The sequence below is a fragment of the Pontibacillus salicampi genome (assembly GCF_042434395.1).
Lineage (GTDB): Bacteria > Bacillota > Bacilli > Bacillales > BH030062 > Pontibacillus > Pontibacillus salicampi.
Window position 1 is genome coordinate 232,855 of the sequence record NZ_JBHLTP010000013.1, and the last position, 14,953, is coordinate 247,807.

General features: G+C 44.8%; 16 protein-coding genes and 1 pseudogene. 16 read left to right on the top strand and 1 reads right to left on the bottom strand.

Annotation, left to right across the window (positions count from 1 at the left end):
* Positions 1-13: 13 nt before the first annotated feature.
* From atpD to murA, 16 genes and pseudogenes are all read left to right on the top strand, one after another.
* Positions 14-1,429 (top strand): F0F1 ATP synthase subunit beta, encoded by a 1,416-nt coding sequence (gene atpD, locus ACFFGV_RS16735; protein ID WP_377350273.1) that lies wholly within the window; start codon positions 14-16, stop codon positions 1,427-1,429.
* Between the two features lie 59 nt (positions 1,430-1,488).
* Positions 1,489-1,890 carry a F0F1 ATP synthase subunit epsilon gene (locus tag ACFFGV_RS16740; protein ID WP_377350275.1) on the top strand — a complete coding sequence of 134 codons (402 nt, stop codon included), beginning with the start codon at positions 1,489-1,491 and terminating at the stop codon, positions 1,888-1,890.
* 423 nt (positions 1,891-2,313) lie between these two features.
* Positions 2,314-2,637 (top strand): NADH-quinone oxidoreductase subunit A, encoded by a 324-nt coding sequence (locus ACFFGV_RS16745; RefSeq protein WP_377351101.1) that lies wholly within the window; start codon positions 2,314-2,316, stop codon positions 2,635-2,637.
* The gene (locus ACFFGV_RS16750) at positions 2,622-3,149 is read left to right on the top strand and encodes a NuoB/complex I 20 kDa subunit family protein (RefSeq protein ID WP_377350277.1); all 528 of its coding nucleotides are present in this window, start codon (positions 2,622-2,624) and stop codon (positions 3,147-3,149) included. Before ACFFGV_RS16745 ends, ACFFGV_RS16750 begins: the two co-directional genes overlap by 16 nt.
* Positions 3,150-3,159: 10 nt before the next feature.
* A pseudogene (locus tag ACFFGV_RS16755) lies at positions 3,160-3,756 on the top strand (NADH-quinone oxidoreductase subunit C); the annotation flags it as partial.
* Positions 3,757-3,758: 2 nt separating this feature from the next.
* Positions 3,759-4,859 carry an NADH-quinone oxidoreductase subunit D gene (locus tag ACFFGV_RS16760; RefSeq protein WP_377350279.1) on the top strand — a complete coding sequence of 367 codons (1,101 nt, stop codon included), beginning with the start codon at positions 3,759-3,761 and terminating at the stop codon, positions 4,857-4,859.
* A gap of 56 nt (positions 4,860-4,915) precedes the next feature.
* A complete protein-coding gene (nuoH, locus tag ACFFGV_RS16765) occupies positions 4,916-5,869 on the top strand; it encodes an NADH-quinone oxidoreductase subunit NuoH (RefSeq protein WP_377351104.1) in 954 nt (317 codons plus the stop codon).
* 48 nt (positions 5,870-5,917) lie between these two features.
* A complete protein-coding gene (nuoI, locus tag ACFFGV_RS16770; RefSeq protein WP_377350282.1) occupies positions 5,918-6,337 on the top strand; it encodes an NADH-quinone oxidoreductase subunit NuoI in 420 nt (139 codons plus the stop codon).
* The gene (locus ACFFGV_RS16775; RefSeq protein ID WP_377350284.1) at positions 6,334-6,837 is read left to right on the top strand and encodes an NADH-quinone oxidoreductase subunit J; all 504 of its coding nucleotides are present in this window, start codon (positions 6,334-6,336) and stop codon (positions 6,835-6,837) included. Before nuoI ends, ACFFGV_RS16775 begins: the two co-directional genes overlap by 4 nt.
* The gene (gene nuoK / locus ACFFGV_RS16780; RefSeq protein WP_377350287.1) at positions 6,834-7,139 is read left to right on the top strand and encodes an NADH-quinone oxidoreductase subunit NuoK; all 306 of its coding nucleotides are present in this window, start codon (positions 6,834-6,836) and stop codon (positions 7,137-7,139) included. Before ACFFGV_RS16775 ends, nuoK begins: the two co-directional genes overlap by 4 nt.
* Positions 7,140-7,176: 37 nt before the next feature.
* A complete protein-coding gene (gene nuoL, locus ACFFGV_RS16785) occupies positions 7,177-9,048 on the top strand; it encodes an NADH-quinone oxidoreductase subunit L (RefSeq protein WP_377350290.1) in 1,872 nt (623 codons plus the stop codon).
* Positions 9,049-10,506, top strand: coding sequence for a complex I subunit 4 family protein (locus ACFFGV_RS16790; RefSeq protein ID WP_377350292.1), 1,458 nt, complete (start codon positions 9,049-9,051; stop codon positions 10,504-10,506).
* Positions 10,507-10,510: 4 nt separating this feature from the next.
* On the top strand, positions 10,511-12,019 hold the full coding sequence (locus ACFFGV_RS16795) for an NADH-quinone oxidoreductase subunit N (protein ID WP_377350294.1): 1,509 nt from the start codon (positions 10,511-10,513) through the stop codon (positions 12,017-12,019).
* Between the two features lie 278 nt (positions 12,020-12,297).
* The gene (locus ACFFGV_RS16800) at positions 12,298-12,528 is read left to right on the top strand and encodes a DUF1146 family protein (protein ID WP_377351106.1); all 231 of its coding nucleotides are present in this window, start codon (positions 12,298-12,300) and stop codon (positions 12,526-12,528) included.
* 142 nt (positions 12,529-12,670) lie between these two features.
* Positions 12,671-13,390 (top strand): YwmB family TATA-box binding protein, encoded by a 720-nt coding sequence (locus ACFFGV_RS16805; RefSeq protein ID WP_377350296.1) that lies wholly within the window; start codon positions 12,671-12,673, stop codon positions 13,388-13,390.
* Positions 13,391-13,422: 32 nt separating this feature from the next.
* Positions 13,423-14,748, top strand: coding sequence for a UDP-N-acetylglucosamine 1-carboxyvinyltransferase (gene murA, locus ACFFGV_RS16810; RefSeq protein ID WP_377350299.1), 1,326 nt, complete (start codon positions 13,423-13,425; stop codon positions 14,746-14,748).
* On the opposite strand, the gene ACFFGV_RS16815 is transcribed toward murA, so the two are convergent.
* Positions 14,743-14,877: a hypothetical protein gene (locus ACFFGV_RS16815; RefSeq protein WP_377350302.1), complete on the bottom strand. Its 135-nt coding sequence runs from the start codon at positions 14,875-14,877 to the stop codon at positions 14,743-14,745. The genes murA and ACFFGV_RS16815 overlap by 6 nt on opposite strands.
* Between the last annotated feature and the right edge of the window lie 76 nt (positions 14,878-14,953).

The window sequence follows — 14,953 nt, forward strand, 5'->3', positions numbered from 1 at the left end:
AGGAGGGAAATCCATGAGCAAAGGACGCATTACGCAGGTAATGGGACCAGTTGTTGACGTTCAGTTTGAGAGTGGACATCTCCCAGAAATCAACAACGCTATTAGGGTCCGTCATGAAGCGACAAACGAATCAGAGCTGAGCGTAGATGTAACGTTAGAGGTAGCTCTACATCTTGGCGACGATGCTGTTCGTACAGTAGCCATGGCATCAACAGAAGGACTTGTTCGTGGCCTGGCAGTAGAAGATACAGGTGCAGCTATTTCTGTACCAGTTGGTGATACTACACTAGGTCGAGTATTTAACGTACTAGGTGATCACATTGACCTTGGAGAAGAGCTTCCAAGCGAAACTCGCCGTGATCCAATTCACCGCGAAGCACCGAAATTTGAAAACCTTGCTACAGAAACAGAAATTCTGGAAACAGGTATTAAAGTAGTAGACTTACTAGCTCCTTATATCAAGGGTGGTAAGATCGGTCTATTCGGTGGTGCCGGAGTTGGTAAAACCGTTTTAATCCAGGAATTGATTAACAACATTGCCCAGGAGCATGGTGGTATTTCCGTGTTCGCAGGTGTAGGGGAGCGTACTCGTGAAGGAAACGACCTATACTGGGAAATGACAGATTCCGGAGTTATCAAGAAAACAGCCATGGTATTTGGTCAGATGAACGAGCCACCAGGAGCTCGTATGCGTGTAGCGCTATCTGGTCTAACAATGGCAGAATACTTCCGTGATGAAGAAGGACAGGACGTACTTTTCTTTATCGATAACATCTTCCGCTTCACACAGGGTGGTCTGGAAGTATCCGCACTTCTTGGCCGTATGCCTTCTGCCGTTGGTTATCAGCCAACACTAGCAACAGAGATGGGTCAATTACAGGAGCGTATCACGTCCACAGATAAAGGTTCCGTAACCTCTATCCAGGCGATTTACGTACCTGCCGATGACTACACAGACCCAGCACCAGCAACAACGTTCGCACACTTAGATGCGACAACAAACCTAGAGCGTAAACTTTCCGAGCAAGGTATCTACCCAGCGGTGGACCCACTTGCATCGACTTCCCGTGCCCTTGATTCAGCCGTTGTAGGCGAAGAGCACTATGAAGTTGCTCGTCAGGTACAAAGTACATTACAGCGCTATAAAGAACTTCAAGATATCATTGCCATCCTTGGTATGGATGAGCTTTCTGATGAAGATAAGCTAACGGTTGCTCGTGCACGCCGTATCCAATTCTTCCTATCCCAGAACTTCCACGTAGCGGAACAGTTCACAGGACAGAAAGGTTCTTATGTACCAGTAGCAGAAACCGTAAAAGGATTCAAAGAAATCCTCGACGGTAAATACGACGATCTTCCAGAGGACGCATTCCGCCTTGTTGGACGTATCGAAGACGTAGTTGAAAAAGCTAAATCCATGGAACAATAAGCACTAGGAAAGCGACATGGTAGACATGTCGCTTCATTCCAGCCCAAGGGGGGTTAAACTTGAGCACACTAACTGTGAGTGTTGTCACTCCTGATGGCCCGGTTTTAGAAGACACTTACCAAATGGTGAGTTGTAAAGCAGAGAGCGGAGAATTAGGTATATTACCTGGGCACATCCCTCTCGTAGCTCCCTTAACGATTAGTGGTGTACGCCTTAAAGGCGAAAACAATTCCGATTTAATTGCCGTAAACGGCGGTTTCCTCGAAGTTCGCCCAGACAAGGTCACAATTCTAGCGGAATCAGCTGAACGTCCTTCTGATATTGATGTAGAGCGAGCACGACGCGCCAAAGAACGCGCTGAACGCCGCCTGCAAAGCCAGCAAGACGACGTCGATTTTAAACGTGCAGAATTAGCCTTGAAACGCGCACTCAATCGTCTAGACTTACAAAAGGGTCAATAAATCAAATAAGGACGTAAAAGGAGCCCTGCTCCTTTTACCGACCAAAGCCAAACCCCAATCCACGTGATTGGGGTTTTTTTGTATGGATTGATTGGAAGGAGAGAGAACCTCTGGTGGAGAAGAGCGCATATCCGTAGGAGGAGAGCGCATAACCGCCGGAGAAGAGCGCATATCCGCGTGAGGAGAGCGCATAACCGCGTGAGGAGAGCGCATATCCGAGTGAGGAGAGCGCATATCCCAGCCAGAAGTCCCCATCCCCCAACATCAAAACTTGTCATAACCCTCTATCCTAAACATAGACATGCATAAAAGGGGTTGTTCCCTTTTCTATCTTTTCCATAGAGCTTAGTCAGGCCGTGAGAGGAGTGAGCTAGTTTGGAAGTGTATCAGAATAGTTATTTGTTTGTCGTCGCTTTTTTACTGATGGGGGTTATTCTTCCGATTGTTGCATTAACGGCTGGAAGACTGCTGCGTCCACATAAGCCTAGTGCAGCCAAAGCGAGTACGTATGAGAGTGGGGTGGAGCCGTATGAGGATGCTCGGGTTCAGTTCCATGCACAGTATTATATGTTTGCGCTCCTGTTTGTCATTTTTGATGTGGAGACGGTTTTCTTATATCCATGGGCGGTGGCCTATGATCGATTAGGTATGTTTGCACTAGTGGAGATGCTGATTTTTGTTGTGATGCTGTTAATTGGTTTAGTGTATGCCTGGAAAAAGAAGGTGCTGCAATGGAATTCCATTTAGAGGATATTAGTCCGGATGAGAAGGCGGAGCTTAGTCGTAATGTGTTTATGACGACGCTTGAGCAGATGAAGGGGTGGTCTCGGAGCAATTCTTTGTGGCCGCTGACTTTTGGACTAGCATGCTGTGCAATAGAAATGATGGGGGTCGGATCTTCCTATTATGATTCGGACCGGTTTGGTTCATTTTTTCGTCCTTCTCCGAGACAGTCAGATGTGATGATCGTGTCGGGGACGGTCACGAAAAAAATGGCACCAGTGCTGCGGAGACTCTATGATCAAATGCCGGAGCCAAAGTGGGTTATTGCGATGGGATCCTGTGCTACCGCAGGGGGGCCATATGTGAAGTCGTACTGTGTGGTGAAAGGGGTAGACCAGATTGTGCCGGTGGATGTATATATTCCGGGCTGTCCGCCGAATCCTGCTGCCTTGATATATGGTATTAACAAGCTTCAGGAAAAAATCCGCTACGAAGCAAAAACGGGAAGGCGGGTGACAACTACACATGACGGATGAGAAGCCAAGGGCTGGCAAGGCGGAGGGCACTGATCAAACATTTGATCAAGGAGAATCTACCAAACCGAAGCGGCCTGCTGCGAGATCGAAAGCCAAAAAGGAAGAGGCGGATACGGAAAAGGCTCCATCCCACAATCAGCCGTTACTAGATAAATATGTGTCTGTACTGAAGGAGCATTTAGGAGAGGATTGCATAGAAGCGGCCTACATTAATCGTTTATCGAAGCACGTTCCGACTATTGAAGTAGGGGTAGAGAAATTCTATGAAGTGGCTGAGTTTCTAAAATACAATGAACAGCTCGCCTTCCATTATCTTTCTAATTATCATGGTACTGATTTTGAAACACACTATGAGTTATACGCTCATCTCTATTCCTTTCTAAATGAACAGTCTATCGCTTTAAAAGTGAAGCTGGACCATGAGCAGCCAGTGATAGAGTCACTTACCTCGTTATGGAACGGGGCAAACTGGCCGGAATGTGAAGTGTATGATCTGCTTGGCATTCAATTTCATAACCACCCCCAGTTACATCGTATTTTTCTCGGGGAGGATTGGAAGGGGCATCCGCTTCGGAAGGATTATGAGCCGTATGATGAGGAGGTGTAGCAGTGATACGGACAGAGGAAATGCTATTGAATGTAGGACCGCAGCACCCTAGCACCCACGGAGTGTTTCGGCTTGTCGTTACGATAGACGGTGAAACCATTACAGAAGCAAAGCCGGTAGTAGGCTATCTTCATAGAGGGACAGAAAAGATTGCTGAGAATCTGCAGTACACCCAAATTATCCCCTACACCGACCGTATGGACTACCTTTCTGCTATGACAAATAACTATGTAATCTGTCATGCTGTGGAAACAATGATGGAGCTGGAAATTCCTGAGCGTGGGGAATATTTGCGTGTTATCGCTATGGAGCTTGGTCGTATTGCCAGTCATTTAGTTTGGTTTGGCACCTATTTGCTTGATATTGGAGCGGTAAGTCCCTTTTTATATGCATTCCGAGAAAGGGAGCTCATTATTAATCTATTAAGCGAGCTTTGCGGGGCGAGGCTAACGTTTAATTACATGAGAATCGGCGGAGTGAAGTGGGACGCTCCTCCGGGATGGATTGATAGAGTACAGGAATTCATCCCTTACATGAGAGAGCAGCTTAAGGGGTACGATGAACTCGTCACGGGTAACGAAATATTTTTCAATAGGCTTAAAGGTGTAGGAGTGTATAGCAGGGAGGAAGCAATTCACTATTCCTTAAGTGGTGCCAACCTCCGTTGCACTGGAGTGGAGTGGGATTTACGAAAACACGAATCCTATTCCATTTACGACCGTTTTGATTTTGATGTTATTACGAGAGAGGAAGGGGATGCGCTAGCTCGTTATCACTGTCGAATGGCGGAGATAGAAGAATCACTCCGCATTGTCGAACAAGCAGTAGAGCAATTTCCAGAGAGCGGTCCCGTCCTTGGAAAAGTACCGAAAATAGTTAAACCGCCAAAGGGAGAAGCCTACGTTCGCATTGAATCACCACGCGGAGAAATTGGCTGCTATATTGCGAGCCAGGGGAAAAAAGAGCCGTATCGCCTGAAGTTTCGCAGACCTTCCTTTTATAACCTGCAAATCTTGCCTCGTTTACTGGAAGGAGAAAATATTGCTAACCTCATTACCATTTTGGGCGGGGTGGATATCGTCCTCGGGGAGGTAGATGGCTGATGAACCATTGGATTGACGGGGTACTGCAAAGCCCTGCAACTGGTTCTGGTTTCCTAATGCAAATGCTTCTGGTTGCTATGATGCTTATGCTGGTCCTTGGGTTTGTGACCTTTGCTATCCTGGCTGAGCGTAAAGTGATGGGATATATGCAGCTGCGCTTTGGCCCAAACCGAGTGGGAGGACGCTTCGGATTACTCCAAACGGTAGCAGATATTATAAAGCTGCTTACGAAGGAAGATACAAGACCGAAGCTTGCAGATAAGCCGCTCTATATCATAGCGCCAGTCATAACGTTTACGCCTGCCTTTATGGTTCTCGCGGTTATCCCATTTACGGATCGCTTCCATTTTGCCGATATTGGAGTCGGCTTATTGTATTACGTAGCCGTTTCAGGTATCTCTACAATCGGTATCATTACGGCGGGCTGGGCGTCCAATAACAAATATGCGCTCATGGGCGGTATGCGTTCGGCAGCGCAGATGATTTCCTACGAAATTCCGCTCGTAATGTCTGTCATTGGGGTCATTCTCTTTGCTGGAAGTCTTAATCTGATCGAGATTGTGGAAGCTCAATCCAACGTAGCCTATATATTCCTTCAACCAATTGGATTTCTAGTATTTCTCATTTGTGCGAATGCTGAGCTGAACCGTACCCCATTTGACCTTCCTGAAGCGGAATCAGAGCTCGTCGCTGGATATCATGTGGAGTATTCAGGCTTCCGCTGGGCATTTTTCATGCTGTCGGAATACGTGTATTTATTCGCTACGGCAGCACTCATTACCGTTTTGTTCCTCGGTGGCTGGAACCCGATACCCGGTCTAGCGTTTATTCCTGCTCCCTTCTGGTTTATCGGTAAATTTATGGTGATGATATTTTTCTTTATTTGGATTCGTGTCTCTCTGCCAAGGATGAGGGTGGATCAGCTGCTCGAATTTGGATGGAAGGTTTTACTGCCTGTTGCACTAGCCAATGTGTTTCTCTCCGTCTTGATCAAGGAGATATTGTTCTAGGGAGTACGTAAGGAAGGGAAGACAGTCTTCTATAAGGGAGGAGTTACGATGAAGGGGATTGGAAAAGGACTCGCCTACACGTTGAAGAATATGTCTAAACAGAAAATGACCTATTCATATCCGGAGGAAGCGGTACCAATGCCTGATCGATTTAGAGGAATTCAGAAGTTTTTTCCGGAAAAATGTATTGTCTGTAATCAATGCGTTAATATTTGTCCGACAGATTGCATTTCCTTGACGGGCATTAAACATCCTGATCCAGAAAAGAAAGGCAAGATAATTGATACCTATGACATCAATTTTGAAATTTGCATTTTGTGTGATTTGTGTACGGAGGTGTGTCCAACAGAAGCTATTATCATGACGAATAACTTTGAATTAGCACAGTATTCTAGAGATGAGCTGTATAAGGATCTCGTCTATTTAGATGAAAATGATGAGCACCAGCGAGAGGAGAATAAGGCATGAATGGGGAGGTAGCAGCATTTCTAATATTATCTGGGCTGGCTATCTTTGGAGCCATTCTGATGCTGAACGTTACTCGCGTTATTCACATGCTGTTGTCCCTCGTGCTGACTTTTCTTAGCATTGCTGGCATTTATGTGCTGTTGTCTGCTGAATTTGTAGCAATGGTACAGGTGCTGATATATTCTGGTGCGATGGCGATATTGATGATGTTTGGCATTATGCTGACAAAGCACGATGATCAACAGGCGCAAAAACTGCCTGCCCGGCGCGGGATATGGCTAGGAGTGGCGTTGGCTGGCTTCTTTGTCGTGATGTACCGGCTAATTGAGAGAATTGCTGTTACCCCAGGGAGTGAAGCACTTCATGTAAGAAATACGGAGCAAATAGGTATAGCTCTCTATTCGCATTACATCATTCCTTTTGAGCTTATGTCGATTGTCCTGCTGGTTGCTTTAATCGGTGCTATCGTCCTTGCTAGAAAGGAAGAGGATGTAACATGACCATTCATGCTTATTTGATGCTGGCAGTTGTATTGTTTAGTATCGGTTTATTTGGTGCATTGACGAAACGGAACATGGTCATTGTTCTTATTTCCATAGAGTTAATGCTGAATGCAGTCAATATTAATCTAGTGGCCTTCAGCAAGCTTGGTCCGTACCCGGCTATTACAGGGCAGGTATTTTCGTTATTTACCATTACGCTTGCGGCAGCAGAGGCGGCTGTCGGCATTGCCATATTACTCGCATTATATCGAAATAAAAAGACGGTCCAAATCGATGAAATGGCTGATTTAAAAGGATGAGGACTGCAGATTTGATGTATAGAAGGGACTGTTATAGATGGTAGCAATGGCGTGGATTGTCCCTCTTCTGCCTTTATGTACCTTTGTACTGTGCATTCTCCTGCAACGAAGCAAAGCTCATCAGTGGGCTGGTCTTCTCGGAAGCTTCATGTCCGGGGCAGCCTTTGTGCTATCTCTTTGGTTGATGCTCGTTCAGTGGCAGGGAGGAAGTGCATCCTGGCAGTGGGAGTGGCTTGCTGTCGGAGAAGCATCCTTTACAGTTGGGTATCTTATCAACCCCTTGAACGTTTGGATGCTTGTCATCGTGTCGCTCGTATCGTTTTTAGTTCATGTGTATTCGTTGACGTATATGAAAGCAGACGAACGGAGAGGCGTTTATTTTTCTTATTTGGGCTTGTTCACCGCGTGTATGCTTGCTCTGGTGATGTCTTCTAATCTGCTGCAGTTTTATATGCTTTGGGAGCTAGTAGGGTTAGGATCTTTTCTGTTAATTGGCTTTCATTATGAAAAACACGCAGCCCGGGCCGCTGCTAAAAAAGCATTTATCATGACCAGAATTGGCGACGTAGCATTGCTTGTTGGAATGGTGTTGTTGTATTGGCAAATTGGCAGCCTGGAAATGGCGACTATATTCCAAGGGATAGAGAACGGAGAAATCTCTGAAAGAATGATAACCTGGACAGCGATTTTACTATTTATCGGTGCCATGGGGAAATCAGGTCAGTTTCCGCTCCACACCTGGCTGCCAGATGCGATGGAAGGTCCAACTCCTGTTTCCGCTTTGATCCATGCGGCAACTATGGTAGCAGCTGGAGTATATCTAGTAGCTGCCATGTATCCTTTATTTCAGGCAAGTGAGGCTGCACTTCAGGTGGTGGCCGTTGTTGGTGGGGTGACAGCTCTGTTTGCAGCCGTTGTCGCTACCGTCCAACAGGATATCAAACGGGTTCTCGCCTACTCGACTATATCGCAGCTTGGCTATATGATGCTTGCTCTAGGCTGTGCTGGTTATGTGGCAGGAGTGTTTCACTTAACAACCCACGCCTTCTTTAAAGCGTTACTATTCCTTGCGGCAGGCAGTGTTATTCATGTAGTAGGGAGCAACCGATTAGAAGAAATGGGAGGCTTGTGGGGAAGGTTAAAAGGCACGGGCATATTATTTCTAATCGGCACCCTGGCTATTACAGGAGTACCTTTGCTTTCTGGTTTCTTTAGCAAGGAGGAAATGTTGCTTGTAACCTATGGAGAGGGCCAATATGGATTATTCGCAGCTGCTTTGCTAACGGCCTTTTTGACAGCCTTCTATATGTTCCGCTTGTTTTTCCTGATCTTCTTCGGAGGAAAGGCGAAGCTTGCGGTTGTAAAAGGAGCTCATAAAGCATCATTGCCTATGCTTGTACCGATGGTAGTACTTGGGGTATTGGCTGCTGGAGCGGGCTATATCAATACTTCCTGGTTTGGCACCTTTCTAAGCGACTGGTTATTAAAGAACCCATTAATAGAGGAGAGTCACGCCGAGGGGGCCATTTGGATAATGGGAGTTACCATTTTCATGACCTTGCTTGGTTTTATGCTAGCTTATCGATTCTACCAAACAGATTCGACTGGAGCCTTTTGGTTAGCAACAGCATTCCCTGGCACCCATGAAGCGATGAGGAAAGGGTTCTTTATAGATAGCTTCTATAAGAACACCTTTGTATTAGGGGCTCGGTCCCTTGGTATCATCGGCAATTGGACGGAAGTGTATGTTATTAACGGCATTGTTCGTTTTATTTTCTCGGGCGTTACGCTCTTATCTCGAACTGGATCAGCATTCCAGAACGGACAAGTACAGCGATATGGAGCTGTGGCTGCAATTGGACTTGTTGTGCTGGTTGTCTGTGTACTGGTCAAGGGGAGGTATTTATAAATGACACTTCTTACCTTACTCATTTGTTCGCCACTATTCGTTATCCTGCTACTTTCGTTTCTTTCTTCAGCACCGACCCATACGAAAAAAACGGCCGTTATTCTTGGCTCGATTATTCCAGTATTATTGTCCTTTTGGGTGTGGAAGGAATTTAGAAGTGGGGAAACATTATGGTTTAGTTCTGAATGGATTACATTTGGAGCAGAGCCTTCCTTTACTATCTCCTTTGACATTGCGGTAAATGGTTTTTCGGTACTTATGCTTGTGTTGACTACCGTGCTTACCTGCTTATCCCTCATGACGGCAGCTTTGCAAGTGACGGAGAAATTCCTGCATTATGCCATGCTCACCTTTGCCTTGGAGTTAGGTGTCATCGGTGTATTTGCGGCTCAGAATCTTGTACTGTTCTTTATTTTCTTAGAAGTCACTCTGCTGCCGATGTTTCTGCTAATTGCTAAGTGGGGAGGAGCCCACAAGGAGAAAGCAGCATACAGCTATTTACTGTATAACGGTATCGGTTCAGCGTTTCTTCTCCTGAGCATTACGCTCGTTCTTGCTCAAGCTGGTACCACTAGCTACGATGTGTTGAAGGTGACCTCTCTTGAGCCAGGAACGGAGCTGCTCGTTCTTTGTTTCATGCTGATTGCCTTTGCTGTCAAGCTTCCGATAGTTCCTCTTCATACGTGGATGGTCAGAGTACATGTAGAAGCACCTCCAGCTTTAGTAATGATTCATGCAGGAGTGCTGCTCAAAATAGCGGCTTATGGGCTGGTTCAATTCGGTATTGGACTATTTCCGACATCCTTTGACAAAATTGCGCTCATTCTCGCCATCTTAGGATTAGTAAACGTGCTATATGGGGCTTTGATTGCTTTCGTGCAAAAGGAGATCAGAGCTGTGTTCGCCTATTCCAGCATATCGCATATGGGACTTGTTCTCCTAGGGGCGGCGGTTATGAATGAAGCAGGTGTACAGGGGGCGATCTTTCACTCTATATCCCATGGTCTGATCGCAGCACTTGTATTTTTCCTGATTGGGACATTGCTAAAAAGAACAGGAACGACACAACTACAACATCTAAGTGGATTGGCAAGGTCAATGCCATTATTTGCTGGTGTATTTCTTGCAGCCGGGCTTGCTTCGTTAGGCTTACCTGGTATGAGTGGTTTTGTAGGAGAATTTATGACATTTCTCGGTGTATTTAAAGATATGCCTGTTTTAGGCGGTATTGGTGTGATTGGCATTATCTTAGCTGCTGTCTATATTCTTCGGGTAGTGCTTGACGTCACTTTTGGAAAGGACTCAAGCAACATAGCTACAGCGGATTTACAGCATGGGGAGTGGGTGCCAGTGACGGTGTTATTGGCGGGCATACTTCTTATGGGACTCATCCCAGATGTAGTAACAGGTCAGCTGGATCCCGTCTTGAAAGCTATCTTCATAAGGATAGGAGGGTAAAGTTATGGATATGGAGACACTGCTTCAATATGATTGGGGAAGGATGGCGCCGGAATTCACAATACTTCTGACTGCCACCCTTCTCTCCCTCATCGATTTATGCCTGCCAAAGCGAACAGAACGAAAAGGCCTTTTTATTCTCGGTCTGGCAGGAATTGTGATTGCTTTATTGTTTCTCATCAATCAAATACATTTAGAGCCAACTCTCATACTCATGGATACGTATCGATTTGATGGGTTGGCTGTCAGCTTTAAGTTTATATTGTTAGTTGGTGCATTATTAACTATGATGCTTGCAATGGGAAATAAAATGGTCAATCAGGGGGAGTATGTCTATCTGATGCTCACTGCCTTACTGGGGGCGATGATGATGGCATCTAGTGCAGACCTCATCACGTTAATAGTAGGCTTAGAGCTGCTGTCCATTTCTTCTTATATATTGGTAGGCCTTCAGCGAAGATCGCAAAAGGCAAATGAGGGCGCGATGAAATATGTGGTGCAGGGCGGTATTGCCTCCAGTATTTTATTATTTGGGTTCAGTTACCTGTACGGGTTGACTGGCAGTACTCAATTAAGTGTTATTTCCGAATTGCTGCCTTCGGTAATCCGAAGTGACGTTCAGGGTCTTCTAGTGGTTGCCTTGGTATTCATCTTTACAGGCATAGCGTTTAAACTAGCTGTTGTTCCATTTTCGATGTGGGCACCAGATGTATATGAAGGGGCACCTGTTCCGATTGCAGCATTCCTAAGCGGGGTTTCCAAGGCGGCTGGGTTCGTTTTGCTTCTGCGTCTTTCCTCAAGCATATTTACCATAACAGAGCTAGAGCCAATGGTAAGCGCATTGCTTCCTTGGTTAGCTGTCGGGGCAGCTGTAACGATGATGGTAGGAAATGTAGTGGCGTTACGCCAAACCAATATAAAACGACTACTAGCCTATTCCAGCATTGCCCACGCAGGATATTTACTTGTCCCTGTCGTATCTTTTTCGCCCCTAACTGTCGAGAATATGTGGTTTTACCTCCTTGTCTATTTGTTTATGACAATCGGTGCGTTTGCTATTGTGTATATTCTTTCCGAACAGCATGAGACAGAGGGAAGGGATATCTTCAAGGGACTATACAGTAGATCGCCGTTTTTAGCAATCGCCATGACCATTATCCTCTTATCGTTAGCCGGGATTCCAGGTACTGCTGGGTTTTTCGCGAAATTGCATCTTATATTAGGTGCGTTTAGTGGTACTTCGGTTGAGCTCGCTCTAGTCATCGTTATGGTACTTACGACTATCCTTTCCTATATCTATTATTTTGGGATAATTGCCCACATGTTCCTTAGGAAAAATCCATTTTCATTTAATGAAATCCACATTCCTGCGTATTGTATCCCGTTAATAACAAGCTGCGTAATGGTTATAGTAGTACTAGGGGTCCTCCCGAACATTGCCCTAGATTTCTACCATAATCATGTTGATTTTGTAAATTTAACAAAGGGTTTATGGAATGGGGTTATAAAGTAAGATAAGATGAGGATGAGTCAGACGACTGATCCTTTTTTTATGTCTAATAATGCCTTTTTAGGAGTTGTGGGTTTAAGGACCCGACAAAAAAGGTAATGGGTAACATATCACACCGCCTGGTTTGACATACGCGGGCTGCCGTGTCAAAGTTTTACTAGTGAACTTTGTCGTTATTTCCCCGGCAATAATGTGTAATAATGACATATTTCCGATTAGGAAACATGATAATGTCGATAGTTATGCCGGCTGACCAGTTAATAGAAAGGTGTGAGTATCTCATGGCAGATGTAGGTTTTCAATCTTTAACCAACATGATTTCCCATATTGTATTTATTGCTATTACGTGGAGGCTGCTCCAATCCATTAATTTGGACGGACTCATAAAAAAAGGTAAAGTATTTGAAGCAAGATTATTACTCATATTTCTGACCATTACAATAGGAACGGCGGTAAGTAATTTCTTTTTGGATTACTTACAATGGTCTAAGAATCTACACTTCTTATTATGATTTTTATGCTAGTTATCCATCAACAGCAGTAGCCCCTTCTGCTGCTGAATATGTCGAAACTATTAGGGGTCTTTTAGTGTATGTATTCCTCCTTTCCTGACGATAATGGTATTATGATTTTTTCCAAGGGAGAGGGATTAATTTGAAACACTTTTCTATCATTGTAGTAATACTATTGTGTATCCAGCCGCAATTGTTCCAGACAGCTCAAGCGGTTGACGGGGACGAGTTTCTGCCGCTGGAAGATATGCTTACATTTGCTGAAGACTACGAGCTGAACGTTTCAGAGTGGTCTCTTCAAATGAAGCGGCAAATAAAGCCGGAAGAGGTTCCACACTATGTGGAAGCTTTACGAGATCGATATCCCGATATACAGAAGGATGAATCTTCCAAAAGAGTACGTCTTGTCCTTTCCAACCACCATAAAAATGATATGATTATCGAATCTTTTATTATCCTTTTAGCGAAGGATACGCACTCATATGCTGAAGTAGTATATAACGTTACCGGGGAAAACACCGAATTGTCGACAATAAGTGACTTTTTTCCTAGGTTTCAAGCGGTGAAAACTGGTGTTTTTCAAGAAAATACCACAATATTCACTTGTGTGAAAACGGATTACAATGGTATGATAGATGGTGTTTTGTTACTCGAAGAATTCAGTAATAGAGTAAAAATGAAAGAACTGCAAACACTAAACGAAGAAGATTTTATTTCAGTTACCGGATATAGTAGCCAATGGACCCAGGCGATACCTTATGAGAATGGGACTGCAGCGAACGCTCAAATTGCGCTTCGAGAAGGATTGGGCGCAAAGACAACCCTTACATTTGGAACGCCGATAATAACGAGTGAATATTAATATAGAGAAAATGGACGCGGAGGGGAATGACCTTGGAAAAAATCATCGTCCGCGGTGGCAATCAGTTAACAGGCACCGTTAAGGTAGAAGGTGCAAAGAATGCTGTTCTGCCTGTCATCGCAGCAAGCCTAATAGCTAGTGAAGGTAAAAGCATCCTGCATGAAGTACCCGCTCTCGCTGATGTAAACACAATAAGTGAAGTATTAAGATATATGAATGCTGATGTAGACATTAATCAGAATACGGTAACTATTGATGCGTCAAGAGAGCTGACAACAGAAGCACCATTTGAATACGTTCGTAAGATGAGAGCATCTGTCCTTGTTTTAGGACCATTACTTGCTCGTTACGGACACGCAAAGGTTGCGCTGCCTGGTGGTTGTGCAATTGGATCCAGACCGATTGATCAACACCTGAAAGGCTTTGAAGCAATGGGTGCTAAGATTAATGTAGGTAATGGATTTATTGAAGCCTACACAGAAGAGGGTCGCCGATTACAAGGCGCTCGTATATACTTTGATGTACCAAGCGTTGGAGCAACTGAAAACGTTATGATGGCAGCAGCACTAGCAGAAGGAAAGACAGTCCTTGAAAACTGTGCAAAAGAGCCTGAAATCGTTGACCTTGCTAACTATCTAAACAAGATGGGTGCAAAAGTAGTAGGGGCAGGAACTGAAACAATCCGCATTACTGGAGCGGAGAAATTAATTGGAGCAGAACACACTATAATTCCAGACCGTATTGAAGCGGGTACCTTTATGGTAGCAGCAGCAATTACGGAAGGAAATGTGCTCGTAAAAGGAGCAGAACAAGAACACCTTCGATCTCTAATGGCCAAGATGCAAGAAATGGGCGTTACGATTGAAGAGGAAGAAGAAGGGTTGCGTGTAATTGGACCGAAAGAACTGAAAGCAGTCGATATTAAGACAATGCCGCACCCAGGTTTCCCAACTGACATGCAATCACAAATGATGGCCCTGATGCTTCGTGCACAAGGCACAAGTGTTATTACGGAAACTGTTTTTGAAAACCGCTTTATGCACGTTGAGGAATTCCGTCGTATGAATGCTCATCTGAAAATTGAAGGTCGCTCTGTTATTGTGGAAGGTCCTTCCGATTTACAAGGAGCAGAGGTAGCAGCAACGGATCTTCGTGCAGGAGCAGCGCTCATTGTAGCTGGATTAGTTGCAGATGGATATACTCGTGTGACAGAACTAAAACACCTGGATCGCGGCTATGTTAACTTCGCAGAGAAACTAAAAGAGCTAGGCGCAGATGTGGAAAGAATTAATGAACCAGCTGCGGAAGATGTTGGACCGACAACAGATGTAGATCTGAAATCTTCCCTATCCTCATAAGCAGGAACCCAAACGACTTCTCGATATGGAGAAGTCGTTTTTTTTATGGAATTTGTCTATAGTAGCTGTTGTCAGCCAGGCTGCTGCTAACCCCAATGCGGAAGTGAATGGTCCTAATGTAAATAACACGAGATGATTCCCCCTATGTCTCCTTTTCGTGTTCGCTCACTAAGCGCTGACACCATTTAATATACGTTCCTATTCC